This is a genomic window from Pantoea sp. SGAir0430, from assembly GCF_043549295.1.
In genome coordinates, this window is the sequence record NZ_CP039427.1 from 109,417 (window position 1) to 127,263 (window position 17,847).

General features: G+C 59.9%; 19 protein-coding genes. 9 read left to right on the top strand and 10 right to left on the bottom strand.

Annotation, left to right across the window (positions count from 1 at the left end; all coding sequences use genetic code 11):
• Nucleotides 1-79: 79 nt before the first annotated feature.
• The 4 genes from E7738_RS00595 to xseA form a co-directional block, all read right to left on the bottom strand.
• Entirely contained in the window at nt 80-262 is a 183-nt protein-coding gene (locus tag E7738_RS00595) for a con-10 family general stress protein (RefSeq protein WP_071813581.1), read from the bottom strand.
• A 102-nt stretch (nt 263-364) separates the two neighbouring features.
• Nucleotides 365-694: a protealysin inhibitor emfourin gene (locus E7738_RS00600; RefSeq protein ID WP_021314501.1), complete on the bottom strand. Its 330-nt coding sequence runs from the start codon at nt 692-694 to the stop codon at nt 365-367.
• Entirely contained in the window at nt 691-1,704 is a 1,014-nt protein-coding gene (locus tag E7738_RS00605) for a M4 family metallopeptidase (protein ID WP_021506566.1), read from the bottom strand. The genes E7738_RS00600 and E7738_RS00605 overlap by 4 nt, the downstream gene beginning before the upstream one ends.
• A 125-nt stretch (nt 1,705-1,829) precedes the next feature.
• Nucleotides 1,830-3,197 (bottom strand): exodeoxyribonuclease VII large subunit, encoded by a 1,368-nt coding sequence (gene xseA / locus E7738_RS00610; RefSeq protein ID WP_104094134.1) that lies wholly within the window; start codon nt 3,195-3,197, stop codon nt 1,830-1,832.
• 168 nt (nt 3,198-3,365) lie between these two features.
• On the opposite strand from xseA, the gene guaB reads away from it, so the two are divergent.
• Both guaB and guaA read left to right on the top strand, forming a co-directional pair.
• Nucleotides 3,366-4,832: an IMP dehydrogenase gene (guaB, locus tag E7738_RS00615; protein WP_021506568.1), complete on the top strand. Its 1,467-nt coding sequence runs from the start codon at nt 3,366-3,368 to the stop codon at nt 4,830-4,832.
• A gap of 72 nt (nt 4,833-4,904) precedes the next feature.
• A complete protein-coding gene (guaA, locus tag E7738_RS00620; protein ID WP_021506569.1) occupies nt 4,905-6,485 on the top strand; it encodes a glutamine-hydrolyzing GMP synthase in 1,581 nt (526 codons plus the stop codon).
• 113 nt (nt 6,486-6,598) lie between these two features.
• Here guaA and E7738_RS00625 read toward each other — a convergent pair whose 3' ends face one another.
• Nucleotides 6,599-7,510: a LysR family transcriptional regulator gene (locus tag E7738_RS00625; RefSeq protein ID WP_394515990.1), complete on the bottom strand. Its 912-nt coding sequence runs from the start codon at nt 7,508-7,510 to the stop codon at nt 6,599-6,601.
• Nucleotides 7,511-7,605: 95 nt separating this feature from the next.
• Here E7738_RS00625 and E7738_RS00630 point away from each other — a divergent pair, with 95 nt between their 5' ends.
• The 3 genes from E7738_RS00630 to E7738_RS00640 all read left to right on the top strand — a co-directional run bounded on the left by E7738_RS00630 (nt 7,606) and on the right by E7738_RS00640 (nt 9,484).
• Complete coding sequence (locus tag E7738_RS00630; RefSeq protein ID WP_394515991.1) at nt 7,606-8,049, top strand: ester cyclase; 444 nt, start codon at nt 7,606-7,608, stop codon at nt 8,047-8,049.
• A 20-nt stretch (nt 8,050-8,069) separates the two neighbouring features.
• On the top strand, nt 8,070-8,990 hold the full coding sequence (locus tag E7738_RS00635) for an NADP-dependent oxidoreductase (RefSeq protein WP_211725368.1): 921 nt from the start codon (nt 8,070-8,072) through the stop codon (nt 8,988-8,990).
• 125 nt (nt 8,991-9,115) lie between these two features.
• Nucleotides 9,116-9,484 (top strand): hypothetical protein, encoded by a 369-nt coding sequence (locus E7738_RS00640; protein ID WP_338670877.1) that lies wholly within the window; start codon nt 9,116-9,118, stop codon nt 9,482-9,484.
• A gap of 6 nt (nt 9,485-9,490) precedes the next feature.
• Here the strand turns inward: E7738_RS00640 and E7738_RS00645 are convergent, their stop codons facing one another.
• On the bottom strand, nt 9,491-10,399 hold the full coding sequence (locus E7738_RS00645; RefSeq protein WP_136546898.1) for a LysR family transcriptional regulator: 909 nt from the start codon (nt 10,397-10,399) through the stop codon (nt 9,491-9,493).
• Between the two features lie 140 nt (nt 10,400-10,539).
• On the opposite strand from E7738_RS00645, the gene E7738_RS00650 reads away from it, so the two are divergent.
• The 4 genes from E7738_RS00650 (at nt 10,540) to E7738_RS00665 (ending at nt 14,772) form a co-directional block, all read left to right on the top strand.
• The gene (locus E7738_RS00650) at nt 10,540-11,856 is read left to right on the top strand and encodes an amidohydrolase family protein (RefSeq protein WP_338670878.1); all 1,317 of its coding nucleotides are present in this window, start codon (nt 10,540-10,542) and stop codon (nt 11,854-11,856) included.
• A gap of 53 nt (nt 11,857-11,909) precedes the next feature.
• The gene (locus E7738_RS00655) at nt 11,910-13,097 is read left to right on the top strand and encodes an arabinose transporter (protein ID WP_394515992.1); all 1,188 of its coding nucleotides are present in this window, start codon (nt 11,910-11,912) and stop codon (nt 13,095-13,097) included.
• 10 nt (nt 13,098-13,107) lie between these two features.
• The gene (locus E7738_RS00660) at nt 13,108-13,872 is read left to right on the top strand and encodes an SDR family oxidoreductase (protein WP_021506577.1); all 765 of its coding nucleotides are present in this window, start codon (nt 13,108-13,110) and stop codon (nt 13,870-13,872) included.
• A 123-nt stretch (nt 13,873-13,995) separates the two neighbouring features.
• Nucleotides 13,996-14,772 (top strand): DUF3750 domain-containing protein, encoded by a 777-nt coding sequence (locus tag E7738_RS00665; RefSeq protein ID WP_394515993.1) that lies wholly within the window; start codon nt 13,996-13,998, stop codon nt 14,770-14,772.
• A 54-nt stretch (nt 14,773-14,826) separates the two neighbouring features.
• Here E7738_RS00665 and E7738_RS00670 read toward each other — a convergent pair whose 3' ends face one another.
• From E7738_RS00670 to tehB, 4 genes are all read right to left on the bottom strand, one after another.
• Nucleotides 14,827-15,006 carry a hypothetical protein gene (locus E7738_RS00670; protein WP_010617609.1) on the bottom strand — a complete coding sequence of 60 codons (180 nt, stop codon included), beginning with the start codon at nt 15,004-15,006 and terminating at the stop codon, nt 14,827-14,829.
• Nucleotides 15,007-15,053: 47 nt separating this feature from the next.
• Nucleotides 15,054-16,490, bottom strand: coding sequence for a magnesium transporter (gene mgtE / locus E7738_RS00675; protein ID WP_349844280.1), 1,437 nt, complete (start codon nt 16,488-16,490; stop codon nt 15,054-15,056).
• Nucleotides 16,491-16,614: 124 nt separating this feature from the next.
• Nucleotides 16,615-16,800: a YfgG family protein gene (locus E7738_RS00680; protein ID WP_022548292.1), complete on the bottom strand. Its 186-nt coding sequence runs from the start codon at nt 16,798-16,800 to the stop codon at nt 16,615-16,617.
• A 421-nt stretch (nt 16,801-17,221) separates the two neighbouring features.
• The gene (gene tehB, locus E7738_RS00685) at nt 17,222-17,821 is read right to left on the bottom strand and encodes a tellurite resistance methyltransferase TehB (RefSeq protein WP_021506581.1); all 600 of its coding nucleotides are present in this window, start codon (nt 17,819-17,821) and stop codon (nt 17,222-17,224) included.
• Between the last annotated feature and the right edge of the window lie 26 nt (nt 17,822-17,847).

Sequence of the window (17,847 nt, forward strand, 5' to 3'; positions counted from 1 at the left end):
TAAAAGAAAGGCCGACATCATGATGTCGGCCTTTTTTATTAACCGTCCGTGGCGTACTCCTTCCTGTAAGGATCCTTACTTACTTCTGCTTAGAGGGGCGACGGCTTTTTTGACCTCCTTTTCTTCCAGCTTCCCTGGCTCTCTCAGGATCGTTCCTGAAATTGCCCCCACTGACTTTGCCGCCAGCGCTACCGGCTTCCCTGGCGCGCTCCGGGTCCTCTGCAAAGTTCCCGGCACCGCCTCGTTGCTTGGTTTGTGTCATAGCAGAGACATCATCTAAGGGTGTTTTCTTTGATGTGGACTAGCTAGCCACGTTATCCAGTATAGTCAGTTAGTTACGGCGATGCTGTGGGAACTGTCTAAGTTATTCTTCGCCATCGCGCCACAGCGCCTGCAATTCAGGAGGCGCAACGTTTTCCGGAATCAGGATCACAATCGTTCCGGCTTCGCGGTGGGTCGCGTAACTAATCTGGATGCGGAAATAGCGCTGGTCGCCGCGCCCGATGCTGGCGGCCTGTTCCTCCGGCTCACCGAGCGGCAGCGCCTGCTCCAGCACGTTGCACACGCGCTGCTTCTGCGGTTCCGGCAGCTGCGCCAGCGCAAATCGCCGCTCGCTGCGCAGGCCGGGGATAAATGCAATGCCGCCTTCACGCGCCAGCTCAATGATGGCGTCATCGGTCAGCTGAATATTCACCTTACACCTACCTCGTGCCACGCGGATTGGATCGCCTGTGCCACCGTATTATCAAAACGTTTTGCGGCATGCTGTACGGTAAAGCGCGCAAAGGTGCTGAAATCGGCATCCTGCGGCAATTCCTTATCGCACAGCGTGTCGTACCATGCCTGACCGGCCCGTTCCCAGGCAAAGCCGCCTAGCGCGGTCGCTGCCAGATAGAAGGCGCGATTGGGAATGCCGGAGTTAAGATGCACGCCGCCGTTGTCTTCGCGCGTGTCGATATAGTGATCCATATCGGCAGGCTGCGGATCTTTGCCGAGCAGCGGATCATCATAGGCGGTACCGGGCGCGGACATCGAGCGCAGGCCGCTGCCCTTAATACCCGCCGCCAGCAGCCCTTCGCCGATGATCCAGTCGGCCTGATCGGCGCTTTGCTTAAGGTGATACTGCTTCACCAGCGAGCCGAACACATCGGACATCGATTCGTTGAGCGCACCCGCCTGCTGGAAGTAAATCAGCCCGGCTTCGGTTTCGGTCACGCCGTGCGTCAGCTCGTGCGCGACCACATCAATGGCAATGGTAAAGCGATTGAAGATCTCACCGTCGCCGTCGCCAAATACCATCTGCTGGCCATTCCAGAAGGCGTTCTGGTACTCCTTGCCGTAATGCACGGTGCCATCCAGTTTCAGGCCTTTATTGTCCAGCGAGTTGCGCTGGTAGATCTGCCAGTAGAAATCATAGGTGATGCCGAGATAGTTCCACGCTTCGTCGGCGGCAACGTCACCGTTACCGGGCTGGCCTTCCTCACGGATCAGGGTGCCGGGCAGATTTTGCGTATTACCCGCGTCGTAGATAGCACGCAGCACGCTGCCGGGCTGCGCGGTGCTGGCTGCGCTGGCGGTGTGAGGATGTTCCGCCATCAGCTGTTGCACGTGGGTGAGGGTGCGCCGCGCGTAATCCTGCTGTGCGCCGGAACAGTTATCGATGATGTTTCGCAGAATATACGGAGGAATAACGCTGTAAGGCATGTCGGACTCCCTGACGGATGGGTATGTCAGAAAGTATAGACCCGCTTATCAATCGCGCGCCGCTGCGTCTGCAGCCCGCGCGATTTACGGGGGGTTATCAACCATTTATGCGGCTGAAAAGATTATCACGCCTTACGGCTGCGCGTCTTCTGCGGTTGTAACGCCGTCACCTGACTCTCCACCCAGCCATCATCCAGCCGGGTACGCAGCAGATCGCCGGCATGCAGCTGACGGGTCTTTTTCACCACCTGGCCCTGAGCATCGGTGGTGACGCTAAAGCCACGCGCCAGCGTCGCCAGCGGACTTACGCCTTCCAGCTGTGCTGCCAGCGTACCAAAACGCTGCCGGCTGTGATTGAGCTGTTTTTCCATGCCCTGCTGCAGACGGTAGTGCCACTGCTGTAACTGCTGCTGAGCGCGCAGAATACGTCCCTGCGGCTGCTGGGATTGCAGGCGCTGCAGCAGGCGGTCCTGCTGGCGATGCGCCAGGCGCAGCCGCTGATCGGCCGCTTCCTGCAGACGACGCTGCAGTTGAATCAGCGTGGTTTGCTGCCGTGCCAGGCGCAGCTGCGGATGCTGCTGTTGCAGACGATGCTGCAGCCGGGTGAAGCGGCGCTGCTGCTGCGCCACGTAATAGTCCATCGCCATCTCCATGCGCTGCTGCTGAGACTGCAAACGGCGCAGCAGCTCGATCTGGTTGCGGCTCACCAGTTCGGCAGCGGCAGAAGGCGTCGGCGCGCGCAGATCGGCAACAAAGTCGGCGATGGTGACATCGGTTTCATGCCCAACGGCGCTGACGATCGGCAGGCGGCTGGCAAAGATGGCCCGCGCCACGCGCTCGTCGTTGAAGCTCCACAGATCTTCCAGTGAACCGCCGCCGCGACCGACGATCAGCACGTCGCACTCGTCACGCTGGTTGGCCAGCTCGATGGCGCGCACGATGGCGGCGGGCGCATCAACGCCTTGCACTGCGGTTGGATAGATCACCACCGGCAGCGAGGGATCGCGGCGATGCAGCACGCGCAGCACATCGTGCAATGCCGCGCCGGTGGCGGAGGTGATCACACCCACCTGGCGCGCCGGCTCCGGCAGCGGCTGTTTAAACTGCTGGTCGAACAGCCCCTCCGCCGCCAGCCGGGCTTTCAGCTGCTCAAACTGTTGCTGCAGCAGCCCTTCACCGGCCGGATGCATGCTTTCGATAATCAACTGATAGTCGCCGCGCGGCTCATACAGCGTGATGCTGGCACGCACCAGCACCTGCTGACCGTGCTGCGGGCGAAAGCTGACGCGTCGATTGCTGTTGCGGAACATGGCACAGCGCACCTGCGCGCCATCGTCCTTCAGGGTGAAGTACCAGTGACCGGAAGCGGGCTGAGTGAAATTGGAAATTTCAGCGCTGAGCCACACCAGGCCCATCTCATTTTCCAGCAGTTGGCGCACCGTGGTGTTCAGGCGGCTGACAGTAAAAATATTGGCGGTTGGCGGTAGCGACATGTGATGAGGATCAAATTTCAAATCAGAGGGTTAATTAACCGATACTACATGCCTGCCCCGGAGGATCAAGACTTTTTCCGAAAAAACACTGGAGGCAACCGATTTCGGCCTGTATAATGCCGCGGCAATATTTTATCTGTTTTAAACGCCCCAGGTGGAGATATTGCAATGTTAAGAATCGCGAAAGAAGCCCTCACATTTGACGACGTCCTGCTCGTTCCCGCTCACTCCACTGTTTTACCCAACACGGCCGATCTCAGCACCCAGCTGACCAAAAACATCCGTCTCAACATTCCTATGCTGTCTGCAGCGATGGACACCGTGACCGAAGCCGGTCTGGCGATTGCGCTGGCGCAGGAAGGCGGTCTGGGCTTTATCCACAAAAACATGTCGATTGAGCGCCAGGCGGATGAAGTTCGCAAGGTGAAAAAACACGAAAGCGGCGTCGTAACGGAGCCACAGACCGTGCTGCCAACCACCACGCTGGCCGAGGTGAAAGAGCTGACCGAACGTAATGGCTTCGCCGGTTATCCGGTGGTCAACGCCGACAACGAGCTGGTGGGCATCATTACCGGTCGTGACGTGCGCTTCGTGACCGATATGACGCTGCCGGTGACCGCGGTCATGACGCCGAAAGAGCGCCTGGTGACGGTGAAAGAGGGTGAAGCGCGTGAAGTCGTGCTGCAGAAAATGCACGAAAAACGCGTCGAGAAAGCGCTGGTTGTTGACGACAGCTTCCACCTGCTGGGCATGATTACCGTTAAAGATTTCCAGAAAGCCGAGCGTAAACCTAACGCCTGTAAAGATGCGCAGGGTCGTCTGCGCGTCGGTGCCGCGGTGGGTGCCGGTGCCGGCAACGAAGAGCGCGTTGATGCGCTGGTCGCTGCGGGCGTTGACGTACTGCTGATCGACTCCTCGCACGGCCATTCCGAAGGCGTGCTGCAGCGTATCCGTGAAACCCGCGCAAAATATCCAGACCTCGAAATCATCGGCGGCAACGTGGCGACCGGTGCAGGCGCACTGGCGCTGGCTAACGCGGGCGTGAGCGCGGTGAAAGTGGGCATTGGCCCGGGCTCCATCTGTACTACCCGTATCGTTACCGGTGTTGGCGTACCGCAGATCACGGCAGTATCCGACGCGGTTGAAGCGCTGGAAGGTACCGGTATTCCGGTCATCGCTGACGGTGGTATCCGTTTCTCTGGCGACATCGCCAAAGCTATCGCCGCGGGCGCGTCGGCGGTAATGGTCGGCTCCATGCTGGCCGGTACCGAAGAGTCGCCGGGCGAAATCGAGCTCTACCAGGGCCGTGCGTTCAAATCCTACCGCGGGATGGGTTCACTGGGCGCGATGTCCAAAGGCTCGTCTGACCGCTACTTCCAGAGCGATAACGCCGCCGACAAACTGGTGCCGGAAGGTATCGAAGGGCGCGTTGCCTATAAAGGCCGCCTGAAAGAGATCGTGCACCAGCAGATGGGCGGCCTGCGCTCCTGCATGGGCCTGACCGGTTGCCCGACCATCGACGATCTGCGCACCAAAGCCGAGTTCGTGCGCATCAGCGGCGCCGGCATCAACGAAAGCCACGTGCACGATGTGACCATTACCAAAGAGTCACCGAACTACCGCATGGGTTCATAATCCCGTAAGATTTCCCGCCCGGCTCCAGCCGGGCGCTTTTATTATTAAGTCCATCCCAATGGAAACGCCTCAATGACGACTGAAAATATTCATAAACATCGTATTTTGATCCTCGATTTTGGTTCTCAGTATACGCAGCTGGTCGCGCGCCGCGTGCGTGAGCTGGGCGTCTACTGCGAACTCTGGGCGTGGGATGTCACCGAAGAGCAAATCCGCCAGTTCAACCCGAACGGCATCATCCTCTCCGGTGGCCCGGAAAGCACCACCGAGCACAACAGCCCGCGCGCGCCGGAATATGTGTTCAACGCCGGTGTGCCGGTGCTGGGCGTGTGCTATGGCATGCAGACCATGGCGATGCAGCTGGGCGGTAAGGTTGAAGGCTCGAACGAGCGTGAATTTGGTTATGCGCAGGTTGAAGTGACAACCCCGAGCGCGCTGGTGCGTGATATCGAAGATGCCATCAGCGCGGCGGGCAAACCGCTGCTAGACGTGTGGATGAGCCACGGTGACAAAGTCACGGCGATCCCGGCAGACTTCGTGACGGTTGCCAGCACCGAAAGCTGCCCGTTTGCCATCATGGCCAACGAAGAGAAGCGTTTCTACGGCGTGCAGTTCCACCCGGAAGTGACGCACACCCGTCAGGGCCTGCGCATGCTGGAGCGTTTTGTGCGCGACATCTGCGGCTGTGAAGCGCTGTGGACGCCAGCCAAAATCATCGAAGATGCGGTAGAGCGCATCCGTGAACAGGTAGGTGAAGACCGCGTGATTCTCGGCCTGTCCGGCGGCGTGGACTCGTCCGTGACCGCGATGCTGCTGCACCGCGCGATTGGTGAGCGCCTGACCTGTGTGTTCGTCGATAACGGACTGCTGCGTCTGAATGAAGCTGAGCAGGTGATGGACATGTTCGGCGACCACTTTGGTCTGAACATCGTGCATGTTGCGGCAGAAGGGCGCTTCCTCGACGCGCTGGCGGGCGAGAACGATCCGGAAGCCAAACGTAAAATCATCGGCCGCGTGTTCGTGGAAGTGTTCGACGAAGAAGCACTGAAGCTGACCGACGTGAAGTGGCTGGCGCAGGGCACCATCTATCCGGACGTGATTGAGTCGGCGGCTTCAGCTACCGGTAAAGCGCACGTGATCAAATCGCACCACAACGTGGGCGGTCTGCCGAAAGAGATGAAGATGGGCCTGGTTGAGCCGCTGAAAGAGCTGTTCAAAGATGAAGTGCGTAAAATCGGTCTGGAACTCGGCCTGCCTTACGACATGCTGTACCGCCATCCCTTCCCGGGCCCGGGTCTGGGCGTGCGCGTACTGGGTGAAGTGAAGAAAGAGTACTGCGACCTGCTGCGCCGTGCCGATGCCATCTTTATCGAAGAGCTGCGTAAAGCCGATCTGTACAACAAAGTCAGCCAGGCCTTTACCGTGTTCCTGCCGGTGCGCTCCGTTGGCGTGATGGGCGATGGCCGTAAATACGATTGGGTGGTTTCCCTGCGTGCTGTCGAAACCATCGACTTCATGACGGCCCACTGGGCGCACCTGCCGTACGACTTCCTCGGCCGCGTCTCCAACCGCATCATCAACGAAGTGAACGGCATCTCACGCGTGGTTTATGACATTTCAGGTAAACCGCCTGCGACGATTGAGTGGGAGTAACGCCCGCACTGGCAACCGCCAGCACCTGAAGCCTCAAAGCCCGCGTAACTGCGGGCTTTTTTATCCTGCCATCTTTCGCATCGCCCGATCCGCGCAGAATTCAGATACAGCGCCTACAGCCGCGCCGCCTGTTGTTCAATAAATTCCCTGAACCACTGCTGGGCGGGATGCGCGTCGCTGCGCCGGTGCCAGATCAGGTTGAACACCATTTCGGGCAACGACAGCGGGGGAGGGAACAGCACCAGCTGGCGACTGGCCTGCGCATGCAGCGCCACGCGCTTCATCACGGTCGCCGTCATGTGGGTTTGCGCCACGATAGACGGCACCGTAAACATCTGCTGGACCGTCAGCCCCAGCCGGCGCTTTTTACCCTGCTGCGCCAGCACCTGATCAACCAGGCCGTACAGTTCACCTTCCGGCGAGACCAGAATATGCGGCAGCGCCAGGTAGCTCTCCATGTCCATGCCGCGTCTGGCCGCCGGATGGTTGCTGGCGACGATGGTGACGAATTCATCGCGCAATACTGGCCGGGAGATGATGCGGCTATCGCTGTGGGTGGGCAGGACGCCGATGGCGACATCAATCGCGCCGGCATCTAACAAATCGACCGCGTGATCGCGGTTGGTAAACGCCTGCACATTCAATGACACGCCGGGGGCGACGTCCTGTAGCGTCTGCATTAACGAAGGCAGCAACACGAAAGCCGGATACTCCGACACGCCCAGTTTGAAGTTTATTTGCGCTTTTTCCGCTGCAAACGCGGGCTTTGCCACCAGCGTCGCTTCGAGCTGGCGCAACGCCCCGGCGATGGGGCCGGACAGATCGCGTGCACGCGCGGTCGGCAGTAAACCCTCCGCGCTGCGCATGAACAGCGGGTCACCGAACAGGGTGCGTAATCGCGACAAAGCGGCACTCATCGCCGGCTGGCTGACGCCCACCTGGGTTGCCGCCCGCGTGACGTTGCGCTCGTTCATCAGCGCGTCAAAAGCCACTAACAGATTGAGATCGATGCCATGAAAATCCATACGGCAAATAATCACTCATATTGAATATTTGTTGGACGAATTGTAGGGCGCTGCGCAAAATTCCACAACCAACCCTCACCTGAAAGTGAATAACGATGGATCCAGCAGCAGAATACGTACAACGGCTCAAAATTGAACGACAGGCGGTAGAGACGCTCTATCAGGCCTTCAGCGACAACAACCCCGATCTGGTCGATAGCGTGCTGGCACCGTCATGGGAAGACATTCCGCTGGCGCCAGGACAAGTTGCCGGACCGGAAGGCATCAAGCCGATCATTCGCATGCTGGCGCAGGCTTTTCCGGACGTGCAGATCGTGGTGCATGACATGATTCAGGAACCTGGCCGCATCGCGGCGCGGGCGGAAATCAGCGGCACCCATCTCGGCGAAATTTTCGGTATCGCGCCGACTGGTAAGAAAGTGAGCTTCCGTCTGCATGAGTTCCATGCGCTGGAGGACGGCCGTCTGATCACCACCTGGCACATGGAGGATTGGTTTGGCCTGTTCCTCCAGCTTGGCCAGTTTCCGCCACAAGCCTGAATCAGACCGGAGAGTTGATAATGAAAGCAGCATTGATTGATACGTTTGGCACCGCCGATGTGCTGACGATTGGCGAACGTCAATTACGCGCCGCCAGTCCGGATGAGGTGACGGTGCAGGTTGAAGCGGCGAGTGTTAACCCGCTGGATGTGAAAATCATCTCAGGGCACATGCAGCAGGTTTTCCCGGTGGACCTGCCTTACGTGCCGGGCATGGATTTCTGCGGCGTGATTACAGCGGTTGGCGAGCGCGTGAGCCATTTAAACGCGGGCGATCGCGTATTCGGGCGCACGCCACCTGGCGCAGGCGGGGCTTTTGCCCAAAGCCTGGTGATCGCCGCCGATGACGTATGCCTTGTCCCGGCAGCGATGAGCGCCGAACAGGCCGCGGCGCTGCCTACCGCGTTTGGCTCCGCGCAGCAGGCATTGTTCGATGTGGGCCAGCTGCAGCGCGGCGAGCGCGTGCTGATTCACGCCGCAGCGGGTGGCGTCGGCAGCATGGCCGTCCAGCTGGCGCATCAGGCGGGCGCTTATGTCATCGCCACGGCGTCGGCGAAAAACCATGCGCTGGTGACCAGTCTGGGCGCCGATGAGGTGATTGACTACCGCACGCAGGACTTTGCAGCAACGCGCGATATCGACCTGGTGATAGACAGCGTCGGCGGCGAAACGCTGAGCCGCTCCTGGTCCGTGCTGCGCGCCGGCGGGCGCATTGCCACGCTGGTAGAGTTTGGCATCACACCCGTCGGCGGCCAGCACGGCGAGTTTGTCTTCTTCGCCAGCGCGACGCCGTATCTTGCCCGGGCGAGCAGCCTGTTCCAGGCCGGGCAGTTACAGGTCATCACCGACGCTATCTTTTCGCTGGATGATGCACGTTCCGCACTGGAGAAGGTGGCGACCGGCCATGCGCGCGGCAAAGTGATTATCCGCGCCAACCCTTAACGCCTGGCGTCATGTCGCAGTAAAAACGCGCCCGCTACCCCGCGGGCGTTTGTTTACCGGTCTGTCGCAGGGGATAAGGATGTGTTAATAATCTGGCGTTAACGGCAGAGGCTTCAGGAGGAAACGTGCTGTTTAATTTCAGAGCCGCGGGCAAGCGCGCACCACCTGGCAAACGCTCGCTGACATCCATCATCATTCTCTATCTTGCGATGCTGTGCGGTACGGCTTTTCTCGCGTTTCTGCCGCTGATCTGCGCGATGGGCGCCGGATATGTCGCCAGTCTGGCAGGCTGCCAGCTGGACGAAGGCAACGTGCATCCCTGTTACATCCTGGGAGAAGATCGCGGCCAATTGCTGTATGAATTAGGCGTCATGGGCTGGTTCCTGCTCGGCACCATTCCCCTGGGTGGGATACTGTTGTTACTCGCGACGCTCACCTTCATCGTTCAGCTGGTGGGCTATTATCGGCAAACACGCGCTGAGGATAATCGGTAATTTGCGTCAGCTCTGTTCCGCACAAATCTCCAGGCAAAAACCGAGAAATGCCTCCACCGCCGCCGGGGCCAGACGGCGCGAAGGCCGGGTGATAAACAGCGGATAGGTTTCGTCAGGCCAGTCGGGGAAAAGTTCGACCAGTTCACCGCTGGCGATCAGATGTTGCACGCTCAGCGCCAGCACCTGGGCTACGCCGGCACCGCCGACGCACGCCTGTACCATTAAATCCGGATCGGTGGTGGTCAGATGGCCGTGGGTGGCGACCGTCAGCCGCTGCGTGCCACGATGAAACTCCCAGCTAAAGGGCTTATTGCTGCGCGGATCGATGTATTGCAGACAATTGTGCTCAGTCAGCTGCTGCGGCTGCGTCGGGCGACCACAGCGTGCCAGATAGTCCGGGGCGGCCACCGTCAGGACGCGCGTTTGTAACAGCAGGCGTGAGGTCATGGTGGACGGCGGCTGTGGCCCGAAACGCACCGCCACATCAATACCTTCTGCCACCAGATCGCCCACATCGGGCTGCTGCAAAATCGTCAGTTCCAGATGCGGATAACGGGCACGCAGCAGCGGCAGCTTTGCCGCCAGCACATAGCGGGAAAACAGCGGATTCAGGCTCACGCGCAGCGTACCGCGCACCGTCACGGCGGCGCCGGAGACGTAGTTTGCTGCTTCTTCAATCCCTTCCAGATGCGGCGCCGCCCGCTCATACAGGCTGGCACCTTCGCTGGTGAGATGCAGGGTGCGGGTGGTGCGATCCAGCAGGCGCACGCCGAGACGCTGTTCCAGTCGTGAAATCGCCCGGCTGACGCCCGAGGCGGACAATCCCAGCACCTCACCGGCGCGGCTGAAGCTGCCGGCTTCAACCACGGCTGCCAGCACGCTCATGCCGGATAATAGTCGGCCATCAAAACTCATCCTGTTCTCCATCTTTGATTTTTAGCAAAGATCATTTGCCTGAGCCTACCTTTATCAAAAATGCGCTGCAACTTATTGTGTGCCCCGAAACGCGACCGGCACTGACCGCCGGATTCCTGATCCCTTTTGAGGAGAATGTTATGACTGTACGGCGCACCCTTTTTAAAGGCGGCACTATCCTGACGCTGGACGCCAGCGTGCCCGACCTCGTCTGTGGCGATGTGCTGATTGAGGACGATCGTATTGCCGCCGTGGGGGAAAACCTTTCCGCCGACGATGCGCAGGTGATTGATGCCTGCGGCCATATCGTGATGCCGGGCCTGGTGGATGCGCATCACCATATGTGGCTCGGCGCGATGCGCCGCCTGATGCCCAACGTTGACGACCTGTTTGCCTATATCGATGTGGTGGCAGAAACGCTCGGCGCGCATTACCGTCCGCTGGATATGTACCTCAGCACCCGGCTGACGGCGCTGGCATGCCTGGATGCCGGCATCACCACGGTGATTGATGCCTGCCACAGTTCACGCAGTCCGGCGCATACCGATGCGGCGCTTGACGCGCTGCAGGAGAGCGGGATTCGTGCACTGCACATGGTTGGCGCAGCAATGGATAAGCAGGCTTCCAGCGATCATCTGCCGGGCGATCTGGCCCGTCTCGCCAGCCGCTGGAACCACGCCGGCAGTCGCGTGCAGGTTGGCCTGTTTGGCCAGCTCAACCTGGCGTGGTGGCGCGTGGCGCGCGAGCTGGATATGCGCATTCTCACCGAGTTTATTGGTGACCTGGCGCAGCTGCCGGCGGAGTTTGCCGAACCCGGCTTGCTGGGTCCGCACAACATTTTCAACCACTGTACGCGCGTACCGGCGCACACCTGGCAGCAGCTGGCGGACGCGGGCGTCAACATTACCGTGAATCCGCGTTCGGATGCGCTGTTTGGTTTCGACGACGACAGCTTTGCCTGGCAGCAGGCGGTCGATCGCGGAATGACGCCGGCGCTCGGTATCGATCTTGATACCGCCTTCGGCAGCGATCTGTTCGGTGAAATGCAGGCGCTGTTTAACCAGCAGCGCTCAGCGATGCGCTATCGCCGCTTCCGGGGCGAAAGCGACGTACCGGCACCGATTAGCGTGGAAGCCGTACTGCAGTCGGCCACGATTAACGGCGCGCGTGCGGCCGGGCTGGAGCAGCAAACGGGCACGCTGACGCCAGGTAAACAGGCCGACGTTATTATGCTGCGCACCGATGGTATCGGCGTTTTCCCGCTGACCAGCGTGACGGCAACGGTGGTGCAGGCGGTGCAACGCGCCGATGTTGATACCGTGATGGTGGCGGGTGAACTGCGTAAACGTCATGGTCATTTGCTCAACGTCGATGTGGCACAGCTAAACGCGGAAATCACCGCTTCGCGCGACTATCTGCTGAATGCCAGCGGCTATCACCATCCTTTGTTTGCCTGATTTTCCGCAGCGCGGCGGCCTGCCGCGCTGTCTGTTCATTTATGGAGGCTGTTATGTCTGCATTAAGCGCGCAGGCTGAAGCTGCGCATTTGTCGCGACCGGCGACCGGCGTGATTGCCGCGCTGTTTTGCGGTTATCTGGCGGTCGGCTTGCCGCTGCCGGTAATCCCGCTGTTTATCCATCAGCATCTCGGTTTCAGCAACCTGTGGGTCGGGCTGGTGATCGGGATACAGTTTGTTGCCACCGTGCTGACGCGCGGTTACGCCGGTCAACTTACCGATCGCGTTGGCGGTAAGCGCTCAGCGCTGCAGGGCGCGGCGGTGTGCGCGCTGGCTGGCGTGCTCTACTGGCTGGCCGCACTGCCGGGCTTTTCACCGGCGGTCAGTCTGGCGCTGGTGATTGCCGGACGGCTGGCGGCGGGCATGGGCGAAAGCCAGTTCGTCACCGGCTGCGTGGCCTGGTCAATCGCCTCGGTCGGGCCACAGCGTGCCGGTCTGTCGATGTCCTGGACCGGCATCGCCATGTTTGCCGCGCTGTCGCTCGGTGCCCCTGCCGGTATGATGCTGTATCAGCACGTCGGCTTAGCGGCGGCGATGCTGGCCTGCATCGCGGCTCCGCTGCTGGCAGCGCTCATCGCCACGGCTGCCAGCGGTTATCGCGTGGTCGGAGGGACACGTTTGCCGTTCTATCGGGTGATTGGCCGCATCTGGCGGGAAGGCTGTGGCCTGATGCTCCAGGGCGTCGGACTGGCCGGCCTGACGGCCTTCGCCTCGCTCTATTTTGCCGCGCGCCACTGGGAGCTGGCCGGCTGGGTGATGACCGCGTTTGGCGTTGGTTTTATCGCCGTGCGCCTGGTGCTGGGACATCTGCCGGATCGCATTGGTGGCTACCGCGTGGCGGCTTATTCACTGCTGGTGGAAGCGCTGGGGCAGATGCTGCTGTGGTTTGCGCCTGACGAAACGCTGGCGCTCACCGGCGCGCTGATTACCGGTCTTGGCTGTGCGCTGATCTTTCCCGCCCTCGGCGTGGAAGCGCTGAAGCGCGTGCCGCCGGCCAGTCGCGGCAGCGCCATGGGCGCCTTCGTTGCTTTTCTCGACATCGCTTATGGTATTTCCGGACCGATTGCCGGTGCCATCGCCAGCCACTTCAGCTATGCCGCCGTCTATCTGTTTGGTGCGGCCTGTGCGCTGCTCGGTGCGCTGCTGGCGCTGACATCGCGCGCCGCTTCACTTCACGCTTAAGGAGTTTTCCATGTCACGTATTTTTATTTCCGGTTCATCCACCGGCCTCGGGCTGATGGCGGCTGAACTGCTGGTTGAGCAGGGCCATCAGGTGGTGCTGCACGGACGCAACGCCGCGCGTGCCCGCGCCGCGCAGGAGGCGCTACCGCAGGCTGAAGCCGTGGTCAGCGGCGACGTGATAACCATCGCCGGCGCCCGCAGTGTGGCGCAGCAGGTTAATGCGCTCGGCAGATTTGATGCGGTGATCCACAACGTGGCGGTTGGCTATCGCGAGCCTTATCAGTTAACCGCAGATGGCCTGCCGCATCTGTTCGCTATCAACACGCTGGCACCCTATATTCTTACGGCGCTGATTGAACGGCCGCAGCGGCTGATTTACCTCAGCTCCGGCATGCATCATCATGCCGAAGCTAACCTGGATGATATTTTGTGGCAGCGGCGGCGCTGGCACGCTTCGCAGGCTTATGCTGAGAGTAAACTGCATGATGCCATACTGGCGTTTGCCATCGCCCGGCGCTGGCCGCAGGTATACAGCAACGCGCTGGAGCCAGGCTGGGTGCCGACCAAAATGGGCGGTGCCGGGGCACCCGACGATCTTGATCAGGCGCATCGTACCCAGGTGTGGTTAGCCACCGCCGATGAGGCGCGGGTCAGCGGAGAGTACTTTTATCACCGTCAGGCGCTGGCGGCTAATCCGCAGGCGCGCAATCCACGGCTGCAGCAGCAGTTGCTGGCGATATGCGCCGATATCAGCGGTATCGCCCTGCCTGACTAAGGAAAAATCAGCTGACCGGGCACCGCAACGCATTTTTTGTCCACCGCATAGTTGGTGAATACTGACGCTGCCGTTTCGGCGCATCATGGCGGGAGCGTTTATTCACCACCGGGATGTCCATGCATGTTGCCTGTTAAAGCTGTTTTACTCTCTTTTCTCTGTGTGGTGTTACTGTCGCTGGCGGCCAGCCTGGCGCAGGCGACGCGCAGCGGTGAGTTCACCACCGAACGCGGCGGCTGGGCGACGGCGCGGCGTGATTCGGCCGGGCTGGCACCGGATCCGCAGCGCTTCGCCAGTGAGGCGATTGTGCAGGTGTATGCCGCGCCGACCTACGGCTGGAAAGGCGCGGTGGCCGTGCATCCGTGGATTATCTTTAAGCGCGCCGGAGAAACCCGCTACAACCGTTATGAGGTGATCAGCTGGGGCAGCGGCGATAAAGTGCGGCGCAACAGTAATCTGCCGGACGGCTACTGGTACGGTGCGCGTCCGCGTTTGCTGGTGTCACATCGCGGTGCGGCTGCGCAGGCGATGATCCCGCAGATTGAAGCGGCGATTAAATCCTATCCGTGGCCCAACACCTATCATGCGTGGCCGGGCCCCAACAGCAACACCTTCCTCGCTCACATTGGCCGTGAAGTGCCGGCGCTGAAGCTTGATTTGCCCGCCAATGCTATCGGTAAGGATTTCCGTTCGCTGCTGCATCCGCTTGGCCTGCCGCCATCCGGGCACGGCGTGCAGCTGTCGCTGCTCGGCGTGCTGGGCGTCACGTTGGGTGCGGAAGAGGGCGTGGAGGTGAATCTGCTGGGACTGAATCTGGGGCTGGATTTCACCCCGCTGCGTCTGCGGCTGCCGTTTATCGGCGGGGTAGGACAGGATAATTTACAGAAGGATAAGCCCTGAGACAGCGCCGCGCCGCGACAGTATCGGTTCGCGGGCGGCGCGGGCTCGCAGCCGTTAACAGACGCCGAAATCCCCGTCTTCATGATAGAGATTGACGCTGTCGGCCTTCACCTCGATCTCTTTTTTGATCGGATCATCAACGCGGGCGCACCACAGCGTATCGCCCGCAACGCGCAACACCTGCATTTTTGGACCACCGGTTTTCGCCTGCACAAAATCATCCACGTTAAACATCACTGCTCTCCAGTTGATTAGGAATCAACGCTGATTGTAGCTGCGCTTCAGTGGCCGTGCAGCAGAAACAGCGTGGCCAGACCGAGGAAGATAAAGAAGCCGCCGGTATCAGTGATGGCGGTGATCAGCACGCTGGAGCCGACCGCCGGGTCGCGTTTGAGTTTGGTCATAATCAGCGGAATCAGCACGCCCATCAGCGCCGCCAGCAGCAGATTCAGCACCATCGCCAGCATCATCACGCCGCCCAGTTGCAGGTTGTCGTACATCAGCCAGGTCACGCCGCCCATGATGCCGCCCCAGAACAGGCCGTTAAGCAGCGCCACGCCGAGTTCACGCGCAATCAGAAACGAAAAGTTGCCGGGTTCAACCTGATGCAGCGCCAGCGCGCGCACGATCATGGTGATGGTCTGATTGCCGGTGTTACCGCCAATGCCGGCGACAATCGGCATCAGCGTGGCCAGCGCCACCAGCTGCGAAATGGTGTCCTCAAACAGACCAATGACGCGCGAGGCGATAAATGCCGTACACAGGTTGACGGCCAGCCAGGTCCAGCGCTTTCTTACCGCTTTGCGCACCGGTGCAAACACGTCTTCACCCTGGCTGATGCCGCCCATCTTACGGATGTTGCTTTCGTTCTCTTCGTTCACCAGGTCAATAACATCTTCCACGGTGATACGGCCAATCAGCTTGCCTTTGGCATCGGTCACCGCAGCAGAGATCAGGTTATAGCGTTCGAAGGCGCTGGCGGCCTCTTCCGCTTTGTCATCCAGCTGGAAAGTGGTGGGGCGCGCGTTCATCACCTCGGCCACCAGCGTTTTAGGTTTGTTGAGCAGGATATCGGTCAGCGCCAGTTCACCCAGTAGCTGGTTGTGTTCGTCGGTGATGAAGATTTTATCGGTGCCGTCCGGCATGCTTTTGCGCTTGCGCAGATAGCGTTGCACCGTCGCCAGCGTCACGTCTGAGCGCACGGTGAGGATATTGAAGTCCATCACCTGGCCGACGCGATCGCGATCCAGCTCAATCACATCCAGCAGTCGGGCGCGCAGGCTGGGGTCGAGCGTGGTGAGCAGGCGGCCGGTGAGATCGCGCGGCAGATAACGCGCCAGATAGACCTGATCGTCAATATCCAGCGGCTCGATGGCGCGCAGGATTTCGCGGTCGGTCATCTCTTCCGTCAGGCTGGCCCACACGGTTTCGGAGGCCTCCACCAGCACGCGACCGCGTTGCTCGTAGGGCACCAGCCGCCACAGCGCCAGACGCTCCTCTTCCGGCAGCGCTTCGAGAATGTCCGCCAGGTCGGCCGCGTGCAGCTGCGGCAGTTCATGCTCCAGCTGCTGACGCCAGCCGGTGATTTTGCGCAGTTCGGCGGCGTTGAGGTCGACGGATTTATCCAGCAGCACATCGACTAAATCATGCTCGCTGAGCAGAAGGTGCAGAATTCGCTGGCGGGTTTCTGATAGTTGTTGTGCGTGCGAAGCAGACATAACGCGTCCTTTGTGTCTGTAAAGTCAGGTCAAAGTGTAGCGCGTTGCGGGTAAAGTGGGCGTAACAAGCAGCATTGCCGCGGCGGACAATGTGATGGCAGAGCGACGATGACCCGCAAATTCCTTAGCGCGTCTCGCTGGTGCTCAGTGTGACCGGTTCAGGTGCGGCTTTCTTTTGCTGATGATGCTCGATGGCACCGGGAATAATGAAAATCAGACGGCCAACCAAAATAAAGAAACTGATCAGCAAAACGATGCGGGTCATGGTACCGGTTTTGGGACGTCTTCGTGCAGAGATGGCGCTATTCACGCGGGGTGGTTCCTGTCAAAGCCCGGCTGGGCGGTGGCAATATTTAGTCACAACCCGACCGGGAGGTCAACCGCTGCGTGAAAAATGAGCAGAAAAGGTTAAGGTTGCTTTGATCGATGTCAGCCGCCGGGCGAAGCGTGCGTCATCGACTCTGCAGGAGCGCCATTGATGGCGACCGAAATCCGCATGATGTGACTCATGCCAGTTAGCCTTTGACTTTATTAAAAAAAGAGACACTTTGCGTAGCGGCGCAATTTATTGCGCGATGAATCTCGCCGCTACTATAGGGTGCGGCTTGCGTTTTCGTCACCGAACGGCATTACGCCATTTATGACGACCAAAACCCGCATACTTTCACCAACCGCACTAATCCGTTGTAGGGTCGCCATTCATGGCGACCGGACCATCATGATACCAGCCATCAGTAGCTGGCTTTCTGCGCCAGCAGGGTAGCGAAGCGATACTTAATGCGCTGGCCGTGTTCATCGCGGCGATGCAGTTCACCGACCTCTTCGTTGTACTTCACGATGTGCCAGTTACGGTAATAATGGCTCAGCTCGCCCGATTTAAAGGTAAACGGGAAGTTTTGCGTGTTGGGATAATCGTCGGTGCTCATCGCCGCCACAATCAGGTTGTAACCGTACTTGCGCGTGCTGGCCTGCATATCGGCGATCAGCTGCGGAATGGTCGCCGGCTGCAGGAACATCATCACCACGGTGGAAAACACAAACTGATAATCACCGTTGAAACGCACCTGATTCAGGTCGCACTGTTCGGTATGTATCTGCTGTAGCTGCTCTTCCGCGATGATGCTGTTAAGGCGCTCCAGGCTCTGCGGATTGTTGTCCCAGGCGGTCACCGTAAAACCGTGCTGATTAAGCAGCAGGCTGTTGCGGCCCTGGCCGCAGCCGAGGTCCAGCGCGTTACCCACTGCCAGTTTTGGCAGCGCGGCCAGCACTTCGGAGTGGGGCGGCGTCAGGCCGTATTTCTCCGCAAAATAGTTATCGGGGCGTGTTGTCATAGTGCTATTGCGGGCCTGAAGCCCGC